General features: G+C 71.3%; 16 protein-coding genes. 4 read left to right on the top strand and 12 right to left on the bottom strand.

Annotated elements, in window-relative coordinates; all coding sequences use genetic code 11:
- Position 1 precedes the first annotated feature (1 nt).
- Positions 2–379 (bottom strand): winged helix-turn-helix transcriptional regulator, encoded by a 378-nt coding sequence (locus I2501_RS36120; RefSeq protein WP_196195010.1) that lies wholly within the window; start codon positions 377–379, stop codon positions 2–4.
- Between the two features lie 164 nt (positions 380–543).
- On the opposite strand from I2501_RS36120, the gene I2501_RS36115 reads away from it, so the two are divergent.
- Entirely contained in the window at positions 544–1536 is a 993-nt protein-coding gene (locus tag I2501_RS36115) for an NADP-dependent oxidoreductase (RefSeq protein ID WP_236046537.1), read from the top strand.
- Between the two features lie 24 nt (positions 1537–1560).
- Positions 1561–2001 (top strand): GlcG/HbpS family heme-binding protein, encoded by a 441-nt coding sequence (locus I2501_RS36110; protein ID WP_196195011.1) that lies wholly within the window; start codon positions 1561–1563, stop codon positions 1999–2001.
- On the opposite strand, the gene I2501_RS36105 is transcribed toward I2501_RS36110, so the two are convergent.
- Positions 1950–2810, bottom strand: coding sequence for a helix-turn-helix transcriptional regulator (locus tag I2501_RS36105; RefSeq protein ID WP_196195012.1), 861 nt, complete (start codon positions 2808–2810; stop codon positions 1950–1952). The genes I2501_RS36110 and I2501_RS36105 overlap by 52 nt on opposite strands.
- A 133-nt stretch (positions 2811–2943) precedes the next feature.
- Between I2501_RS36105 and I2501_RS36100 the strand changes: the two genes are divergently transcribed.
- Positions 2944–3750: an SDR family oxidoreductase gene (locus I2501_RS36100; RefSeq protein WP_196195013.1), complete on the top strand. Its 807-nt coding sequence runs from the start codon at positions 2944–2946 to the stop codon at positions 3748–3750.
- 31 nt (positions 3751–3781) lie between these two features.
- Here I2501_RS36100 and I2501_RS36095 read toward each other — a convergent pair whose 3' ends face one another.
- Complete coding sequence (locus I2501_RS36095) at positions 3782–4600, bottom strand: DUF3050 domain-containing protein (RefSeq protein WP_196195014.1); 819 nt, start codon at positions 4598–4600, stop codon at positions 3782–3784.
- Positions 4601–4760: 160 nt separating this feature from the next.
- Entirely contained in the window at positions 4761–5795 is a 1035-nt protein-coding gene (locus tag I2501_RS36090; RefSeq protein WP_196195015.1) for a zinc-binding dehydrogenase, read from the bottom strand.
- Between the two features lie 188 nt (positions 5796–5983).
- Between I2501_RS36090 and I2501_RS36085 the strand changes: the two genes are divergently transcribed.
- The gene (locus I2501_RS36085) at positions 5984–6883 is read left to right on the top strand and encodes a helix-turn-helix transcriptional regulator (RefSeq protein ID WP_196195016.1); all 900 of its coding nucleotides are present in this window, start codon (positions 5984–5986) and stop codon (positions 6881–6883) included.
- A 70-nt stretch (positions 6884–6953) separates the two neighbouring features.
- Here the strand turns inward: I2501_RS36085 and I2501_RS36080 are convergent, their stop codons facing one another.
- The 8 genes from I2501_RS36080 to I2501_RS36045 form a co-directional block, all read right to left on the bottom strand.
- Entirely contained in the window at positions 6954–7196 is a 243-nt protein-coding gene (locus I2501_RS36080) for a hypothetical protein (RefSeq protein ID WP_196195017.1), read from the bottom strand.
- Between the two features lie 80 nt (positions 7197–7276).
- Complete coding sequence (locus tag I2501_RS36075) at positions 7277–7924, bottom strand: GAP family protein (RefSeq protein WP_196195018.1); 648 nt, start codon at positions 7922–7924, stop codon at positions 7277–7279.
- Between the two features lie 161 nt (positions 7925–8085).
- Positions 8086–10476, bottom strand: coding sequence for a glycoside hydrolase family 95 protein (locus tag I2501_RS36070; RefSeq protein WP_196195019.1), 2391 nt, complete (start codon positions 10474–10476; stop codon positions 8086–8088).
- A gap of 102 nt (positions 10477–10578) precedes the next feature.
- A complete protein-coding gene (locus I2501_RS36065; RefSeq protein WP_328806853.1) occupies positions 10579–12798 on the bottom strand; it encodes an RICIN domain-containing protein in 2220 nt (739 codons plus the stop codon).
- A gap of 205 nt (positions 12799–13003) precedes the next feature.
- Positions 13004–14947 (bottom strand): DUF5107 domain-containing protein, encoded by a 1944-nt coding sequence (locus tag I2501_RS36060; RefSeq protein WP_196194103.1) that lies wholly within the window; start codon positions 14945–14947, stop codon positions 13004–13006.
- Complete coding sequence (locus I2501_RS39995; RefSeq protein ID WP_196194102.1) at positions 14944–15789, bottom strand: carbohydrate ABC transporter permease; 846 nt, start codon at positions 15787–15789, stop codon at positions 14944–14946. The genes I2501_RS36060 and I2501_RS39995 overlap by 4 nt, the downstream gene beginning before the upstream one ends.
- A 97-nt stretch (positions 15790–15886) precedes the next feature.
- Complete coding sequence (locus tag I2501_RS36050) at positions 15887–16858, bottom strand: carbohydrate ABC transporter permease (protein ID WP_196194101.1); 972 nt, start codon at positions 16856–16858, stop codon at positions 15887–15889.
- 2 nt (positions 16859–16860) lie between these two features.
- Positions 16861–18171, bottom strand: coding sequence for an ABC transporter substrate-binding protein (locus I2501_RS36045; RefSeq protein WP_196194100.1), 1311 nt, complete (start codon positions 18169–18171; stop codon positions 16861–16863).
- Positions 18172–18208 lie beyond the last annotated feature (37 nt).

Below are 18208 nucleotides of genomic sequence, written 5' to 3'. Positions count from 1 at the left end.
ATCACCCTTCCGCGCCGCCCACCGCTCCGACGCTGTCGAGGTTCTCCTCCACCCAGCTCCGCAGCAGGTTGAGCGGCACGGCGGCGCTCTTGCCGAGCGCGGTGAGCGAGTACTCGACGTGCAGCGGAACGGCCGGGTAGACCGTGCGGTCGATCAGGCCGAAGTCCTCCATCCGACGCAGGGTGGCGGTCAGCACCTTGGGGCTGACCCCCTGCAGTCGGCGCTGGAGCGCGCCGAACCGCTGCGGACCCTCCTCCAGCGCGCCCACGGCCAGGGCGGACCACTTGTTGGCCAGCAGGTCGAGCAGGGGCCTGCACGGGCACTGCGCGGCGTAGACGTCGTGGTGCGAGTGCTGGCCGCTCGGGCAGCTGGTCACCATTTCTTGCGCTCCTCACCTGGATGCTTCCCATCGGGAAGTAGCTCCCCTTGCAGGTAACTACACCCACGGACCTAGCGTCATTCCCGTCAGCGCGGAGGCCGCGGCGCACAAGTGCCGAACGGCCTTCCGCATCACGCGATTCACGCGAGAACGAGGGATGAGCCATGTCCGCAGCAGCAACAGACGACACCAACCCGGCGACCATGCGCGCGGTGGTCCAGGACGCCTTCGGGGGTCCCGAGGTGCTCCGCCTGAAGGAGGTGGCCCGGCCGAAGCCGCTGCCGACGGAGGTGCTGGTGCGCGTGCACGCCGCCGGGGTGAACCCGGTGGACTGGAAGACCCGGGCCGGTAGCGGCATGGCCGGGGTGCTGGGGCAGCCGCCCTTCGTGCTCGGCTGGGACGTCTCCGGCGTGGTCGAGGCGGTCGGCTTCGGCGTCACCACGCTCGCGGTCGGCGACGAGGTCTACGGGATGCCGTGGTTCCCGCGCTCCGCTGGTGGCTACGCCGAGTACGTCGCCGCGCCCGCACGGCAGTTCGCCCGCAAGCCGGCCTCGGTCGACCACGTGCACGCCGCCGCTGTGCCGCTGGCGGCGCTGACCGCCTGGCAGGCCGTGGTCGACACCGCCCAGGTGCAGCGCGGACAGCGCGTCCTGATCACCGCCGCCGCAGGCGGGGTGGGCCACTTCGCCGTCCAGTTCGCCCGCCACCTGGGCGCGCACGTCGTCGCCACGGCCAGCGCCGCCCGCCACCCCTGGCTCAAGGAACTGGGCGCGGACGAGACGGTCGACTACAGCACCACCCGCTTCGAGGACGTCATCCGCGACGTCGACGTCGTCATCGAGCTGGTCGGCGACACCCACGACGGCAGCAGCACCCGCTCGCTGAAGGTCCTGCGACCGGGCGGACTGCTCGTCGCGGTCCCGGAGGGCGTCTCACCCGAACTGGCCCAGGCCGCCGAGGCCGCAGGCGTCCGGGTCACCCCTTTCCTGGTCGAGCCGGACGGGGCCGCGCTGACGACGATCGCGGGGCTGATCGACGCCGGCGAGGTCGCCGTCGAGGTGGAGCAGACCTTCCCGCTGGACCAGGCCGGCGCGGCCCACGCCCGCGGCGAGGCCGGCCGCACCCGCGGCAAGCTCGTCCTGACCACCGCCAACTGACCCTCGCACCAAGGATTCTTAAGCATGAACGCCGACGCTCTTCCCTTGTCGTCCCCCGCTGCCTCGATCACCAAGATGGCCGCGGCGGCGCTGATCACGGCGGTGCACACGGCCGCCGCACACCTCGGCTTCGACGCGGCGGTCGCCGTCACCGACCACGGCGGCCACCTCAAGGCGTTCGACCGCGCCGACGACGCGCCCTTCCTCACCGCCGAGGTGGCCGTGGACAAGGCCTGGACCGCCGCCGCCTTCCGCATCAACACCCACGCCTGGAACGCCTACCTGGCCGACCCGCGGATCGCGCCGCTGTCCGGCCACCCGCGCCTGACGGCGGTCGGCGGCGGATACCCGGTCATCGAGAACGGCCGCTGCATCGGGGGCCTCGGCATATCCGGCGGGACCTACGAGCAGGATCAGCAGGCGGCCGAGGAGGCCCTCGCCTCGCTCGGTTTCGACCTGCCCTGACACCACTCCGACTGCGGCACCGACGCCTCGTCGACGTAGACGACCAGGGTGTGTTCCGGCTGCTCCGCCAGATGGAAGGCGCTGTAGGAGAAGGTGGTCACCCCCGCGCCCTGACGCCGCAACCGCTTGCGTCCGCCCTGCCGGTCCTGGACGTCGTGGCGAGGCCACCAGGCTTGTGCCTCGGGACTGCGTGCGACCAGGTCCCCGATCAGCTCGGGGTAGCGGGGGTCCTGCGGACGGCGCCCGGCCAACTGCCGCAAGCGGGCGAGCAGGCCGGACGCCTCCCGTTCCCAGTCCACCACCACGTGCCGGGCCTCCGGGTCGAGGAAGACCCAGCGGGCGAAGTTCGCCGGCCGGTCGCCGTGGGAGCGCAGGAAGGGAAACAGCTCGGCGGCCGCCTGGTTGTGGCCGAGCACGTCGTAGGCGCCGTCGATGATGTACGCGGGCTGCGGCTGCAGGAGCAGCGGGACCACCGCGGCCGCCGGGTCGAGCGCGACCCGACCGTCGTCCGCGACGGCCGGTGCGCGACCGGCGAGTTCGAGGAGGTGGGTGCGCTCGTGCCGGTCCAGGCGCAGCACTTTCGCGAGCGCGTCCAGCACCTGGTCGGAGACCTGGATGGGTCGCCCCTGCTCCAGGTAGGTGTACCAGGTGGCGCTGATGCCCGCGAGCAACGCCAACTCCTCGCGACGCAGCCCGGGCGTGCGGCGACGCAGGCTGCAGGGCAGCCCGACCTGCTCCGGAGTGATCCGTTCCCTGCGGCTGCGCAGGAAGGCGCCCAGCTCACGGCGCTGGTCGGGGGTCTTGGTCATGATGGGTGGCACTCCTGGTTCCAGAACAAGCCGGCTCTGTATACCAGGCCGCCCGCTTCCCAGACTGGTACCCGATCCGGTCCGGCGGCGCCCACGGCCGCCGGACCGCCCTGACACGACAGGAGTTGACACGATGACGTCCGATTTCACGGCGTCCGAGGCGGCGTCCGAGGCGACGTCCGGCACGGCGTCCGGCACGAGGCCCTCCGGTATCGAGGGAAAGGTGGTGGCGGTCACCGGCGCGGGCAGCGGGATCGGCGAGGCGACGGCGCTGCTGCTCGCGGCACGCGGGGCCCGCCTGGTCCTCGGCGGTCGCCGGACGGAGAAGCTCGACGACCTCGCCGCCCGGATCGAGGCGTCCGGCGGGTCCGCCGTGGGCCTGCGCACGGACGTCACCCGGCGCGCTGACCTGGCGGCTCTGGTCACACTCGCCCAGGAGCGGTTCGGCGGCCTGGACGTGCTGGTCAGCAGCGCCGGTTCGGGCGCCATCTCGCCCCTGGACGACCTGCGCGTCGACGAGTGGGACGCGATGGTGGACGTGAACCTCAAGGGGGTGCTGTACGGGATCGCCGCCGCGCTGCCCGTCTTCCGGGCGCAAGGGTCCGGCCACTTCGTCACCGTCGCCTCCACGGCCGCGCACCGCGTCGCGCCGTCGATGGCCGTCTACGCGGGGACGAAGTTCGCGGTCCGGGCCGTGTGCGAGGGACTGCGCCAGGAGGCGGGCGACGCGGTGCGGGTGACCACCGTCTCGCCCGGGATGGTCGCGACCGCCTTCGCCGAAGCGTCCACCAACCAGGAGGTCAGGGACCAAATCTCGGGCCTGCGGGACCGCATCGCGATCCCGGCCGAGGCGGTGGCGCGCGCGATCGCATTCGCCGTCGAGCAGCCGCACGACGTCGACGTGAACGAGATCGTCATCCGTCCCACAGCGCAGACCTGACCTGACCTGACCTGACCTCACCGGCTGCCGGTCAGACGCCTTGTCGCGCCGCCTCCAAGGAGGCGCGCGCGTCGAGGGCGCCCGCGATGGCGTCCCACAACGCGCGGCGGGCGTGCAGCCCCGTGCGGACCGTCTCGGCGGCCTCGCGCCACTTCACGCCGTCGTGGCCGCACAGATCGGCGAGCATGGCCATGGCCATGGGGGTGTGCTCCTCGCCGTCGACCTGGATGTGGCGGGCCAAGTAGTCGCGGAACGGCCCCAGTCGGCCGCCCTGGTCCTCGATCCTGGAGATCTGGTCGAACATCTCGGGGATCAGGTCCTCACGGCCGAAGGCGAACGCCGCGGCGCGGCGGTGCACCGGCGCGTTCTCGACGATGTCCCAGGTGACGTGGACGAAGTCGGCTGCGGCCGTGGGAACCTGAGCCGCCTTCAGCGCCGTGCGGACGTCCTCGCCGTGGCGGAGGCGGGTCAGCAAGCCCTCGATGGGCCCGACGTCGGCCCCGGCCTTCCGCATCCCGGCAAGGTAGAGCTCGAAGTGGCTGGTGAACCCCTCGCCCAGCGCGTCGCTCTCCTCCACCAGGACGATGTCGTTGATCAGGCGACGGCTCTGCGGCGTGCCGCGCGGCACCCACGGCACGTCGACGCAGGTCAGCTCGCGCTGCAGGGACTTGAGCAGCGACATGAAGTCCCAGACGGCAAAGACGTGGTGCTCGGCGAAGGTCCGGACGTCCTCGATGCTGTTCAGCCTCCGGTAGACACTGTGGTCCACGACCTCCGCGCGGGCGGTCGCGACCGCGGCCCGCAGCTCCTCGATCTCCGGGTCTCGCACGTCGTAGTCGTAACGCGGCACGGGTGTCCCCTCTGTTCAGCCATGTTCGGCCCGACTCGTCTCTGTTTGTACACAGACCGGGCCCCGGAGGCCAGTTCACCAGGGCAGACCGCTCGCACGGCGACGGTGGGGCCGACGCATCGCACGAACGAGTGAGAGTGCGGTCGCACCTTTGGCGCGGTCACGGACGCACGATGACCTTCAGCGCCTCGCGGTCGTTCATCAGCCGGTAGCCCTCCGCGACCTGCTCCAGGGGCACGGTGCGGTCGAAGACGCGGCCGGGGCGGATCCGGCCGTCCAGGATGTGCGGCATCAGTTCGCCGATGTAGGCGCGCGCGGGCGCCACACCCCCGGTGAGCGTGATGTTGCGCAGGAACTCGGGGAACGCGAGCGGGACCTCCGCGTACTGCGGCGCGCCGACACGGCTGATGGTGCCGCCGTCGCGGACCACTCCGGCGGCCTGGACCAGCGCATCCTTGAGCCCGACGCACTCCAGCACCCGGTGGGCGCCACGGCCACCGGTCAGCTCGCGCACGGCGGCCACGCCCTCCTCGCCGCGCGCGGCGACGACGTCCGTGGCGCCGAACTCGCGCCCCAGGTCGGTGCGCGCGGTGTGACGGCCCATCAGCACGATCCTCTCGGCGCCGAGCAGCTTCGCGGCGATGACGGCGGACAGGCCGACCGCGCCGTCGCCGATCACGGTGACGGTCTCACCGGCCCGGACTCCGGCCGTTCGGGCCGCGTGGTAGCCGGTGCACAGCACGTCGGAGAGGGTCAGCAGGTCGGGCAGCAGCTCGGAGTCCTCACCCACCGGGAGCTTGACCAGCGTGCCGTCGGCGTAGGGGACGCGGGTCGCCTGGCCCTGGCCGCCGTCGACGCCGCCGACGCCCCACGGGCCGCCGTGCTCGCAGGAAGTCTGCAGGCCCTCGCGACATGACTCGCAGGTGCCGTCCGAATAGGTGAACGGTGCCACCACCACGTCACCCGCCTTGAGGTCCCGCACCTCGGTGCCGGTCTCCTCGACCACGCCGATGAACTCGTGCCCCATCTGGCGCGGGGTGTCGGTCACCGGCTGCGACTTGTAGGGCCACAGGTCGCTGCCGCAGATGCAGCCCAGCACGATGCGCACCACGGCGTCGGTGGGCCGCTGGATCTTGGGGTCGGCGACGTCGGCCACGCGGACGTCGCCGGCCTGGTGGAGAAGGGTTGCGCGCACGATCAGTGCCTTTCGTCGATGTGTCGGTCTTCGGTGGGCCGCAGTGAGCTGCATGAGCCCGCCTTCTCCACACTGCGCCCAAGCGGGCCCCGCAGGCAGGCCGAGCTGTTCCGGTGAGCCGCAGCGGGGGTGTGGCAGGGCTCCCCTCGGCACGGGCGACGGGGTGGCGGACGGGCCACACTGAGGGCATGACGGCACAGCGCGGCACTGAGGCGGACGGGTCCGAACTGGGCAGGTTCCTGCGCGCCCGGCGTACCCAGGTGACTCCGGCCGAGGTCGGGCTCACCCCCGGTGCCGGGGTTCGCCGCACCCCCGGGCTGCGCCGCGAGGAGGTCGCCGCGCTGGCGGGGGTCAGCATCGACTACTACACGCGCCTGGAACGCGGCCGAGAGACCCGCCCCAGCCTGGCCGTCGTCGACGCGCTCGGCCGGGCCCTCAAGCTGGATGCGGACGAGCGTGACCACCTCCAGGACCTCGTGGTGCGGGCCGCCCGCCACGCCCCGCAGCCGCCGACCGCCCCGAGCCGCACCGTCAGCCCCCAGGTGAAGCTGCTGCTGGAGAGCCTGCGCCCGAACCCGGCCTACGTCACCAGCCGCACCCTGGACCTGCTCGCCCACAACCCCGGCGCGCTGGCGCTGTACACCGGCCTCGCGGACTGGCCCGCCAAGCAGCGCAACCTCGCCCGCTACCTCTTCCTCCACCCCGCCGCGCGCGACCTCTACGGCGACTGGGACACCCAGATCCGCGGCTGCGTCGCCCGCCTGCGCGCCCTGGCCGGCACCGACCCCGACGCCCCGGATCTCGCCGCCCTCGTCGGCGAACTCCTGCTGAAGAGCCCGGACTTCGCCAAGCTCTGGGACCGCTACGAGGTCACCCGCGGCCGTCACGCCCAGAAGCCGAAGACCTTCCACCACCCCCTGGTCGGCGAGATCACGCTCACTTTCCAGGGCATGCAGTTGGAAGGCACCCCCGGCCAGCGCCTCGGCGTCTACGTCACCACCCCGGGCACCCCGGAACACGACGCTGTCACCCTGCTCGACATGAACGCCCCCGAACGGGTCATCCGCACAGCACCGAGCGGCAGCTGACGCCAGAAGGCCGCTGACCTGCACTTTCATGCAGACCAGCGGCCTTCGACGCACACTCCCCCGGACGGGGTCAGCGCTCGTGCGGCCACTTGCCGGGGTGATCCTCCCAGAAGATCTGGGAGGGGTCGTCGAGATCCGTGCCGGGCCGCTCATGCTCGACGAAGCGGTGCATGTCGCGTTGGGCGCGACATTGCTGGGGCTCCGTGAGGCTGTCGTCGAGGCGGCAGACGACGACCGTGCGGTGACTGCTGTTCGTGTCGTAGGCGCCGACGAAGACGGGCGTGTCCTGGTTCGGCGGTTGCAGGCTGCTCATGGGTCCAGCTGACCACAGGCACCGCGTGTCGGCCCGCCGACAGCGCGCCGTCGGGGCCTCCGCTCCTCCTTCCCCCCGGCTCAGGTGACGAGTTGGTAGATGCTCTTGCTCACCAACCAGAGGCCCGCCAGGAGGGAGATCACCACCACGGCCTGGTCGGTGTGATCGTCCAGCCACACACGCACCCGGTCGAGCTGCCGGCCGGCAGCCTCCGGCGCGAACGCCGTGCACAACTCCATGACGAGAATGCTCGCCGAGGCGAGCAGGCAGAAGCCCATCAGCGCCAGATACGAGGCGACGCTCGACACCTTGGCCCCCACGACGATCGCGGCGGCGGCCGCCACCATGCCCCAAGGCTGCAGGAAGATCCCGAATCCGGCTGCCGTCCAGGCCGACACGTCGTGGAGACGCCCCAACCACGTGGGGGGTGTGCGCGGCTTTCCGGCGGCCTTGCGCCGCTTGTACTCGCCGAAGCAGATGAGAGCGAGGCCGATCGCCAGCTTGACCGCCTCGGCCACGGACGAGGGCACAGTGTGCGGCCGCGGCGGAGTGCCGCCCGTGCCGAGCAGGACCAGCGCGATGACGACGACCAGGCAGGCCAGCCAGGCGAGGATGAAGGCCAGGCCCTTCCGTACGCCGCGATCCGCGGTGAGGATCAGGATGAATCCGGTGTTGTGCAGGGGCCCCAACGTGATGGCCACGCCGATGATGAAGAGGTCGAGAAGCATCGAAGGCGAGCTCCCTGGGAGAATCGGTCGGGTCGAAGATCCCGGCGACGGGCTTCGGCCGCCGGACACGTCGAGTACAGCCTCACCCCGACGGGCGAGGTAGTCGTGGAGCCACTCGGTGATCCGCCGTCCGCGTTCCTCGATTTCTCACCGGGTGACCTTCAAAGGGTGCCGAGGTGCCAGCTCCCCGGAGTGGCGACGCGGAAGGTGACCAGCTCGCCGCCGGTCTCGAGGGGACGACGCGCGTCAGGGAGGACGACTGTTCCGTCGTCGCGGGTGAGCCGCGGCGACTCGCTCGTGTGCGCGCAGGCCACCACCACGACCGTGTCGGGGCGGGACGTGGTGAGTCTGGCACCGGTCAGAGCGCCGTCGCGCCAGCGGAGGTCGACGGTGACCCCGCCCCTCGCCCGCAGGCCGGTGACCGAGCCCATCGGCCACTCCGACGGCAGGGCCGGCAGCAGGCGCAGCACGCCGTTGTGGGACTGGACCAGCAGCTCGGCGATGGCGGCGCTGACGCCGAGGTTGCCGTCGATCTGGAACAGGTCCGGCGGGTGGAGGCCGAAGAGGTTGGGCGCGGTCGAGGTCGTGAGGAAGCGGTGGATGCTGTGTGCGGCGAGCGGCGCGTCACCGAGACGAGCGGCCAGTGCGGCCACCCAGGCCAGGCTCCATCCCGTGCCCCCTCCGCCGTGCTCCAGACGACGGGTCAGGGCCTTGCGGGCGGGTTCGATCCACGTTGCGTCGGTGACGGGGTCGATCGCGGAGCCGGGGTAGAGGCCGTAGAGGAGGGAGAGATGCCGGTGTCCGGGGTCCTCCTCCGGGAGGTCCTCGCGCCACTCCAGCAACCGTCCGTCGTCGGCGAGCGCGGGCGGACGCAGCCGTTTGCGGGCCGCGGCGAGTTCGGCGGTGAAGCCGTGGTCGGTGTCGAGGGTCGCGGCCGCCTCCTCGACCGCGTCGAAGAGCTCGCAGGTGAGCCAGAAGTCCATGGTGCACCCGGCGGAGACGGCTGCCAACGAACCGTCAGCGGTGCGGAAGTGGTGCTCGGGTGAGGTGGACGGGCAGGTGACGAGGTTGCCCTCGCCGTCCTCCGTCAGCAGGTCCAGCAGGAACCTCGCGGCACCGCGCATCGCCGGATAGGCGCGCTCGGCGAGGAAGCGCAGGTCGCCGCCGAACTGGTAGTGCTGCCACAGGTGGGCGGCCAGCCAGGACCCGGCCATCGGCCAGGTGGCCCAGACGGGGTCGCCCGCCACCGGGCTGGTGGAGCGCCAGAGGTCGACGTTGTGGTGGCAGACCCAGCCGCCCGCGCCGTAGTGGGTCTCGGCCGTCGCCGCACCGGCCTCGGTGAGGTCGGCGACCAGGTCGAAGAGCGGCTCGTGGCAGACGGCGAGTCCGGTGGTCTCGGCGGGCCAGTAGTTCATCTGCAGGTTGATGTTCGTGGTCCAGTTGGAGTTCCACGGCGCGGCGATCTCCCGGTTCCAGATGCCCTGCAGGGTCGCGGGCTGGGTGCCGGGGCGGGAGGAGGCGACGAGCAGGTAGCGGCCGTAGGCGAAGAGGAGGGCGGTGAGCCCCGGGTCGTGCGCTCCGGCGCGGACAGCGGAGAGGCGCTCGTCGGTCGGTAGGGCTGCGGCCTCCGGCGGGTCGGGCAGCCGCAGCGTCACACCGCCATACAGTGCGCGGTGGTCGGCCAGGTGGTCGGCGAGCAGGTCGTCCCAACTCCGCTCCCCCACGGCGTCGAGGCGCTCGGTGACCTCGCTGCGCGCCGCGTTGGGGCTTGCCGGCTGCTGCTTCCAGCCTTGGTAGCCGGTGCCGACGGCGATGACGAGTGTGGCCTCGGTGGCGTCCGCCACCGTCAGCCGGTCGGACTCGGCGTTCATGCGTCCACCGTCGCAGCGGACGCGCAGGCCTGCCGCGAACCCCGTTCCCTCGTCAGGGCGGTAGTACGCCGGTGCGTCCTCGCCGAAGGCGAGGTGGGCGGGGGCGCGGCCCTGGGTCACCAGCGTCTGCCCGGCGGCCTCGACGGCCGTGCCGGGGTGCGCGCTGGTGAAGCGGGCCGTGAAGCCCAGCCGCCCCGGGGTGTCGCTGTGCAGGCGCAGGACCATCACGCCCGCCGGGGCCGACACGAACGCCTCGCGGACGAACCGCACTCCGCCCGCCTCGTAGGCGACCGTGTGCACCGCGTCGCCGAGGTCCAGCGTCCGTCGGTAGTCGACGACTTGGGAGACGGTGCCGGAGTCCAGGACCAGCGTGGCCAGCGGCTGGTAGGCCTCGATGAACGGGCCCTGCATCCGAGCGGCGATCCGGTCCGCCTCGACGGGGTCGCGACCGTGCAGCACCGCGCGTCGCAGTGACGGTAGGAGTTCGGCGGCCCCAGCTCGGTCGTGGCGTCCGGGGCCGCCGGACCAGAGGGTGTCGGCGTTCAGTTCGACCGTCTCGGTGTCGACTCCGCCGTAGACCATCGCGCCCAACCGGCCGTTGCCGAGCGGCAGGGCCTGGAGGAAGGTGTCGGCGGGCTGCCGGTACCACAGCCGGTCGGCCGTCTGGTCATGCGTCGACAAGGATTCCGCTCCGATCGAAGAGAAGGCGGGAGAAATTGAGCCCGGGGCCGCCGCCGCGCAGGAACGGCAGCGGCCCCGGGGTGTCGCGTCAGTGACGGTGTGTCAGGACAACGTCCACTGCTGGAGCGACGAGCCGGAGTTCGGCTGCTGGGTGACCGCCGCGCCCGCGCTCGTCGAGGCGGTGGTGAGCAGCAGGCCGCTGTGCTCGTTGGTGACGGTGTAGCTGCCGCCGGCCTGCTTGGTGACGATCCAGTCCTGGTTGCTCGCGCCGGTGCAGGTCCACTGGATCACCGGCGTGCCGGCCTTCGTGGCTCCGCCGTCGTCGTCCGCGCACAGGCCGGAGTGGACATTGACGATCTGGTAGGAGCCGTCCGGCTGCAAGGTGAACTGCCAGCTCTGGTTGGACGCACCGGTCGGGGTCCAGGTGATGAACTGGTTGCCGGGCGCGGTGCTGCCGTTGGCGTCGTCCAGTGCCATGCCGTTCGTGGTCAACGTGTGGGCGCCGTTCAGGTTGGCGGGGACCGTGCCGACGGCGGTCATGCTCAGCGTCTGCTGGGCGGCCGTGCGGTCGCCGCCGACGCTGTTGCCGGTGGTGTTGGTCCAGTACCGGGCCGGGGTGGTCTCGGCGTAGCCGCCGTTGTCGGCGGAGAGGCCGAGGACCAGTCCGCTGTAGCGGTTGACCAGCCGGTAGGTGCCGCTGCCGTCGCTGCTGGGGATGACGAACCACTCCTGACCGACGCTCACCCCGCCCGTGCCGACGCCGGTCGTGGTGGGGGCGGTGCCCCAGGCGCGGCTGGTGGTCTGCGTCGAGTCGACGCCGAGCAACTGTCCGCTCGACGCGTTGGTGATCCGGTAGGAGCCGTCGCCGTCGCTCGCGAACGACCAGTCCTCCAGCGTCGATCCGGTGGCGGCGGTCTCGGAGGTGGTGGCGGAGCTGCCGGAGACCTGGGTCAGCACCCGGCCGTCGCCGCTGGCGATGGTGTACGTCTTCGTCGGGTCGAACGGCGCGGCGGCCGGGGCCGAGGAGTCCACCGTCACGTTGGCGTACTCGCCGTCGCCGCTGTTGCAGGAGATGGCGCAGTAGGAGCGGAAGGTCTTGCCCACGACGGTCGAGCTGGTGGCGTTGGCGCCGTCGAGGAACCAGCGGTACCAGGACTGGTCCGTGTAGGTGCCGGTGTCACCGGCCAGGTACCACTTCTGCGTGGCCAGGTTGTCGGTGACGTAGAACTGCTGCGCCGCCGCGGAGTTGGTCGCGTTCTCCGGCTCTCCGATGTAGAGGCCGAGGTAGGCGTCGTAGGTGATGTTCATGATGAACAGCTGCGACTTGGCGGGCAGGGTGCCGGCCGCGATCTGCTGGTCCACGGTCCCGGTGGTGGCCGGGCTGTAGTCGCTCGACGGTGCGGTGTACCCGTTGGGGTTGCTGCTGGTGGCCGGGACCATGTTGCTCTCCAGCCCGCCGATGCCGGCCTGGGTCCAGGAGCCGTCGTACCACTTCTGCCAGGTCCCGGCGGCCATCTTGCCGGAGATCGGCGCGCGGGCGACGTGCGCCAGGCCGCCGTTGCTGCCGCCGACGCCGCCCTTGGGGATGATCCGGGAGCCGTAGTAGACGTAGAAGTACCCGGACGCGTAGTCGACGTAGAGACGCGGGTCGCCGTCGCCGTAGTCGTACGTCTGGTTGGGGAACGCGGTCGTGTCACCGCGCTGGGTGCTGTACGGGGACGTGATCGCGTGGCCCTCGATGGTCCACGTCTTGCCTTCGTCCGTGGACTTGGCGTAGTCGATCGCGTCGTAGTGCAGCCCGTCACCGAACGGCTCGGGGGTGAACTCGTTGTGCACCAGGCCGTACCAGTCGCCGGTGTCCGGGTCGACCCAGACGCCGACGAGGTCGCAGTAGTTGGGCTGCGCGTAGCCCGAGCCCGACGGGGCGGAGGTGGCCGTCAGGCCGGTCGGGCTGTTGTTGCAGCGCCAGGTCGTGTTGGCGTTGCTGTCCTGCGAGTTGGCGGGGTTGACGGAGTTGTCCAGCGTCGAGTCCGCGGTCGCGGTGTCGAAGTTGCTGCCGGTGTAGAAGCTCCACTGCCGGGAGTCGGTCGCGCCGTAGAGCGAGTCGGACTCCTGGAAGTAGAACGTCCCGTCCTTGTCCAGGTACGAGCCGGCCGGGGTGTCGTCGGCGTAGTTGTACGTCCCGGTCGAGCCGACGGTGACGGTGTAGGTGGCGCTGGACGGGTCGGCCGAGGCGTGGCCGACGCCGAGGACGGTGCCGCCCGCTATGGCGAGGGCCATGGCGACGACCGTGCCGAGTGCTCTTCTTCGAGAACCTGACACAAGGGCTCCTTCAGGTGAGTCGGGGACGCGGAGGGCGTCCCCGGGGGAACCGGCGTCGTCCCGACGCCGGTCGGGCCGGGCCGCCTCAGCGGCCGCGACCAGCTCGTGTGTGCGGCAACCCCCCGTGGGTGTGCGGCAACCCCCCGTGGGTGGGGGGGGCCCCCCCCCCCGGGGGGGGCGGCCCCCCCGGCTCAGTGGGCGGAGCTCACTCCGCCGACATGCGGTAGTCGTAGTGGGGCGGGACCGGCTCTCCGGGGTGGACCGCGAGCCAGAGGGCGTCCAGGGACACCTCGCCCTCCCGCATGTTGTCGACCTGGATGCCCTCGGCCAGCAGACGGCGGACCCGGTCGTCGTCGCCGAGGGCGTGGGCCGCCGTCGCCTCCGCCAGCCGGATCCGACCGTGGGCGCGGACGTCGTCGGGGAGCGACTCGACGAGCGCGAGGGCCTCGCGCGGGCGGTCCGCCCGTTGGAGTGCGGCCAGGGTCTCGATCGTCAACTCCCGGAGCTCGGGGAGGAGTCGGTGCGCCTGGACAAGCAGCTCGGCCGCCTCCGCAGGCTCGGCGGCCAGGAAGGCGAGGGCGCGTAGGGCCCAGGGAGTCTCCCGCTCCGCGGCGGAGCGCTTCCACGCCTGCCGGGCGCCCTCCTCGTCGCCGTCGGCGAGGCGCAACAGCCCGAGCTGGTAGCTGGCGTGCCAGTCCGGTGCCTGCCGCTCCAGCCGTTCCAGCCGCTCGCGCCAGTGCGCTCCCGTGACCGGCGCTGCGGGCGGGTCGCACACCGGCAGGACTCCGGCAGTCAGCAGCTTGCGCCAGGGCTCCTGGGCCTCTCCGCACAGCCCGAACGGCAGCAGGGGCGAAGCGGGCAGCTCCCCTGCCGCGATCTCCAGCGCGGCCCAGCCGTCACCGGCCGAAAGCATCTCCTCGGGCTCCGGCAGAGCCGCGCCCCAGGCCAGCGCCTCGGTCAACACGCTCTCCGGGACGAGCCGGGCAAGGGCTTCGCCCGCTGCCGTGCGAGCCTGCTCCCACTCGCCGTGGACGGCGTCCGGGTCGGTCTCCAGCAGGCCGTAGGCCTCGGTCCACTCCCAGGTGGCGCCGCCGGGCATGGGCAGGTGCTCCAGTTGGGTGCGGGCGAGCCCGGCCTGGATCTCCAGGTAGGCGGCGTCCGGTCCGGAGAGCCACTCCTGCCAGTGCTTTCCGCCGGTCGAGGCGCCCCAGCAGAACAGCTTCCGCCCGCGCAGCAGTCGGGTCGACGCCTGCACCAGGCCCGCGCCGTTCGCGTCGAGCGCGGCGATCCAGCGGCGTTGACCGGCCGGAAGGTCGAGGAAGTAGTCGGCGGCCCGCCGCACCCGTCCCGGGTAACTCGCGTCGGCTCCCTCGACGTCAGGGAAGGGGACGTGCCGCAGGTCGCTGACGTAGTCGCAGTGGAAGGCGTGGTCGGCCGGGGCGAGCACGCGGGTGCCCGCGTCCTCGGGCACGGCGATGTTGGACCACCAGTACACCGGCGTCTCGGTGGGCGCGGGGTTGTGGATCGAGACGCGGACGAGGAGCACCGGCGACCCGGCCGGGAGCCAGGTGTCGATCCGCAGCACCAGACGGCGCAGCCGCTCGAAGGCGTACATGCGCAGCACCGGCGTGCCGTCCTCGGCGACGACGCGGGCGGCGTGCAGGGGTTCGCAGGTCAGCGGCCAGTGGCCGGTGGTGCCGAGGTTCCACTCCACTCCCCCGGCCAGCCAGGCGTCGCGCAGGGCGAGGTTGGCGGGCTGGAAGAGCCGGTTGCGGTGCAGGAGTTCACATCCGGAGGGCCGGTGGACGAGCGACCACAGGCGTCCGCCCTGGGAGGGCAGGAACGTGGCGGTCAGCGTCTCGTTCTCCAGCACGACGGTGGGGAGGTCGCGTTCAGCGCGCAGGCGGTCGTAGTCGCTCTGGCGGGTGTAGGGCAGCAGCGAGTGCGGCGCGCCGTAGGCGAGGCCGAAGCGCATCTCCTCGTCGGCGCCGACGCCTTCGGCGGTCTGCTTGGGGATGCCGTGCAGGATCGGCAGGACTCCGGGGGCCGGATGGCCGGTGCCCTCGATCCGCAACACGCCGGTGCGGAGCGTGGAGCCGTGCGTGGAACGGAGGGTGGAGGAGGTCAGAAGGCGTCCGGTGCGGGTCATTTGCCGATCCCTACGGTCATGCCCGAGATGATCCGCGAGCCCATCCAGGAGAAGAGCGCGATCATGGGGGCGAGGATGATGCAGACGCCGGCGAACATCGTTCCGTAGTCCATGCCGTTGTACTGCTGGGAGGCAACGAACTCGGCGAGCGCCACCGGGAGGGTGATCTTGTTCTGACTGTTCGTCAGGACGATGGCGAACAGCGTCTCGTTCCAGTTGGCGATGAACTGCAGCAGGAACGCGGTGATCAACCCGCCCCGCGCGACGGGCAGCACGACCTGCACGAAGCTCCGCAGCGGTCCGGCCCCGTCGAGGACCGCCGCCTCCTCCAACGCGCCTGGCACGGAGGCGAAGAAGCCGGTCAGCAGGAAGACGGTGAACGGCATCGCCAGACCGACGTAGACCAGGGCGAGGCCGAAGTCGTTGTCGGTCAGGTTGAGGTTCGCCATGCCGACGAAGAGCGGCACCACCAGCACCTGGCCGGGAACGCCCAGCCCCAGCGCGAAGGTCATCGTCAGCGCCGACGAGGTGCGCGAACGTCGCCGCGCCAGCGCGTACGCGGCCGGGGCGGCGAGTGCCACCGCGACGGCCGCAGCGGCGACGGAGACGAGCACGCTGTTGAGGGCGGCGCGGCCAAAACCGCCGTAGTCGAGCGCGGTGGTGTAGTTGCCGAGCTTCGGGCTGGTCGGCAGACCGAAGCCGTGCCGGAGGATGTCGGGTCCACTGCGCAGCGAGGTCAGGAAGACCCACAGCAGCAGCAGGAGGTCGGCGGCGACCAGGACCCACACGACGGCCGTGCCGATGCGTGTCGCCGGTCCCGGTGAGCTGCGTCTGCTTCGCACGGGTGATCGCCTTTCTGGTACGGGTAGTACGGGTGGTTCGAGGGCACGGCGGGCGTCGTGACGGTCGGTACGCGGCCGGCACGCGGCCAGTACGCGGTCAGTACTCGATCGGCTCACGGCGCAGCAGGCGGCGCAGCACGAGCGTGACGACGGTGACCATGAGCAGGCTGACCACCGCGGCGGCCGTGGCCATGCCCAGCCGGGGGACGCTCGCCTGCGGGAACGCCTCCGCGTACACGTACAGCGCGGTGTTCCAACTGCTGACCGGCGGATAGGCGTTGGTACTGCCGCCGAAGAGCAGGATCAGTTCGAAGATCTTGACGGAGCTGACCGTCCAGAGCACCGCGCAGACCGAGATCACGTCCCACGCGCACGGCAGGGTGATGTGCCGGAACCGCTGGAAGGCGTTCGCGCCGTCGAGTTCGGCGGCCTCGTAGAGGTAGGGCGGGATCTGGTCGACCGCGGCCATGATGATCGAGGTGTAGTAGCCCGTCGCCGTCCACACCAGGGTGCCGAGGATCATCGGCAGCAGGTTGTCCGTCGACAGCCACTTCGGCGGCGTGGTGACCCCGAGGAACTCCAGGGCGTGGTTGACCGGACCGGAGGGCGAGAAGAGGAATCCGGCCGCGATGCCGAACACCATGCCGTTGACCAGCGAGGGGAAGAACAGCACCGAGCGGGCGAAGAGCCGGGCCCGCATCTCCCGCAGCACCAGGGTCAGCGCGAAGGAGATGACGAAGGTGATCACGCCGCCGACGACCATCAGCTCAAGGGTGTTGACCAGCGAGCTGCGGAAGTCGGGGTCCAGGAACAGCATCTGGTAGTTCGTCAGGCCCCGCCACTGCATCGCGCTCATGCCGTCCCAGCGGTAGAGGCTGGTGTAGAAGGCGAAGGCGACCGGGGCGAGGAAGAGCGTCGCGTAGACGATGAGAGCGGGGGCGGTGAAGGGCCAGAACATCCGTCGGCGCTGACGCTCCATCGGACCGTCGGCCGATCGCTTGCGCTTCGGAACGCGGGGGGCTCCGCCCCGGACGGCGGCGGTCCGGGGCGGGCGCTGAAGGGTGACCATGTTCAGCCCTGCGTCTGCCAGTAGCTGACCTGTGCGGCCTTGCACGCGGCGACGAACTGCTGCGGCGTCAGCTGGCCGTGCCACAGGTTCAGGTAGTTCTCGTCCAGGACCTTGGGCGACCAGTCCCCGGCCATGCCGTCGAACGGAAGCCGGACGCTGGGGGCGCTCAGCAGCTTCTGCGCGTCGGCGAGGTCGGCGGGGGCCGGGATGTCGGTGCGCGGGGTGATGTTCAGCGCGGTCGTCGCGATGCCGGACATCTCCTTCTTCTGCATGAAGAAGTCGATGAACTGCTCAGCGGCGGAGACGTTCTTGGCCTGCCGGGGAATCGCGAAGCCGAACAGGCCCACGTCCGGGGTGGTCGCGGTGGGCGGCAGCATCGCGGACATCTGCCAGGTGGCCGGGACCTCCTTGGACACCTCGGAGGTGACGTAGTCACCGTCCATGTAGAAGGCGGCCTTGCCGGAGGCCCAGTTGGTCTCCTGCGCCGGGTACTTCGTCGCGTCGTAGCCCGGGATCAGGTCGCCGCCCTTGACCAACTGGTCGACCTCCTCGGCGGCCTTCAGCACGGCCGGGTTGTCCCACGCCGCGCCCGACTTGTCGTTCGCCAGCTGGTTGAAGTCGACCCCGGCCCCGTTGAGCAGGTAGTCGAAGTACAGCTCGTTGGTCCAGGGGTCCTCGCCCTCGGAGGCGATGCAGGAGGTGCCCTTGGCCTTGAGCGCGGAGCAGGCCTTGAGCAGGCCGTTCCAGTCGGTCGGCGCGGTCGGCATCGCCGCCTTGACCGCCGGGTCGGCCGAGTTGAAGAACATGCCGTTGACCGCGACCTCGTAGGGGATGAGGTAGTGGTTCGACCCGTTCGGGTCCTTCGGCAGCATGGCGAAGTACTTGGCCGGGATCACGCTGGAGACCGGCACGTTCTCCCCCGGCACCTGCTGGGACAGGACCGGGGAGAGGTCCAGCGCCTGGCCTGCGGAGGCCGTCGAGCCGTAGACCACGTCGTTGGACTCGTCCCACAGGTCCGGAGCCTGGTGCCCGGCGATCGCCGGTCCGATCTTCTTGGCGATGTCGCGGCCGATCCAGTCGACGTTGACCTTGATGCCGGTGGAGGCCGTGAAGTCGGCGATCGCGGCCTTGAGCACCTGCGCCTGCGGCTCGTCCGCACGCCACATCGACCAGTACGTGAAGCTGCTTCCGGCTTTGGCGACGCCTCCCGACGACGTCCCGCCGCCGCTGCCGCAGGCGCTCAGGCCCAGAACGAGCGCGGAAGCGGCGGCGATCCAGGCCGCGCGCCTGGCGGTGTACATGGCTCTACCCATCACGGGACTCCTCGGCTCCGGTGCGACCTGTCTGCCG

This window comes from Streptacidiphilus fuscans (genome assembly GCF_015690355.1).
GTDB lineage: Bacteria > Actinomycetota > Actinomycetes > Streptomycetales > Streptomycetaceae > Streptacidiphilus > Streptacidiphilus fuscans.
This window is presented reverse-complemented; position numbering and strand designations above follow the sequence as displayed.